1 protein-coding gene is annotated in these 1447 nt (G+C 28.8%); it reads right to left on the bottom strand.

Annotated features, from left to right (window positions below):
- Positions 1 to 142 precede the first annotated feature (142 nt).
- A complete protein-coding gene (gene idsA / locus Q0138_RS08575) occupies positions 143 to 1138 on the bottom strand; it encodes a short chain isoprenyl diphosphate synthase IdsA (protein WP_297983432.1) in 996 nt (331 codons plus the stop codon).
- Positions 1139 to 1447: the final 309 nt, after the last annotated feature.

The following is a 1447-nucleotide window of genomic DNA, read 5'->3' on the forward strand; positions in this document are numbered from 1 at the left end:
ATCTGATCGTGACTGGAGTTCAGACGTGTGCTCTTCCGATCTGAAAAAAAATTAAAATTAAAAATTAAAATTAAAATAAAAATGAAATAGAAATTAAAATGAAATAAAAATAAAAATAAAAATTTATGACAAAGTCATAAACTTAAGAAGATCTGTCTATTACAAAGTCAGCCAAAGCAATCAACATGTCTTTAGCTTCAGAATCTTCAAGTATGTCAATAGCCTTTTTAGCTCCTTCAATGTTTTCAAGTGCTAAATTATGAGCATATTCAATAGATCCATATTTATTGAATAAGTCAATAGCCTCATTAACATTCTCTTGAGAGGAATCCTCTTCTTTTAAAATTTCAAGTAATCTTTCGTTGTCTTCTCCTTCAGATTCAGCCAAAGCCTTAACAACCATAAGAGTCATTTTACCTTTAGCAATATCACTGCCGACAGGCTTTCCCAAATCAGCCTCATCACTGATTACATCTAAGTAATCATCTTGAATCTGGAAAGCGATTCCAATCATACGACCATATTCATAAAGCGCTGTAACGGTTTCCTCATCTGCACCGCCCATGATTGCACCAGCCTTGGTTGCAGCAGCAATCAAAGCACCTGTTTTCTTATAGATCATTTTGGAATATTCCTCTTCAGTAACATCAAAATTACCTTCAAAACTCATGTCGGAAGCTTGACCTTCACAGATTTTAACACAGGCATCTGCTACGGTAGCCAATGCATTAGCTACATGTTCAGGTTCTGCATTATCATCCTTGGATAAAATAACCATTTCAAAGGCTTTTGAAAACAAGGTATCTCCAGCCAAAATAGCTAATGGTTCATCCCATACCTTATGTACTGAAGGCATACCTCTTCTCATATCGTCATCATCCATGATGTCATCGTGGATAAGTGAAAAAGTGTGAATAAGTTCTATTGCAGCTGCTGTTTTTAAGGCATCCTCCTTATTTCCCCCAACAGCTTCAGCAGATATTAATGTTAAAGCTGGTCTAAGCATCTTACCTCCAGCTTTGGTTAAATAAATTGAAGCGTCTTGTAATTCTTGTGGTTCAATAACACCTAAGTTTTCTTCAATAGTAGCAACAACATCTTTAGAATATTCTTTTAAAACATCTGTAACATTAGACATATTTTCCCTCTAAAAATTAAAATAATTTTTTAAAAACCATCTAATTAAAAATTAAAATAAAAAATAAAATTTAAGAATGAAAATTAAAATTAAAACTTTATTTTTTTTAAATAATTAAAATTTAAAACTTTATTTTTTTAAATAATAAAATTTAAAACATTAATTTCTTAAATAATAAAATTTAAAACTTTATTTTTTTTAAATAATTAAAATTTAAAACATTATTTCTTAAATAATTAAAATTAAAATTTATAAAAATATTTTATTTTGAGTGAATTAAATGTAAATAAAATAATTTTTTATAATTTT

The sequence above is a fragment of the uncultured Methanobrevibacter sp. genome (genome assembly GCF_937906425.1).
GTDB lineage: Archaea > Methanobacteriota > Methanobacteria > Methanobacteriales > Methanobacteriaceae > Methanobrevibacter.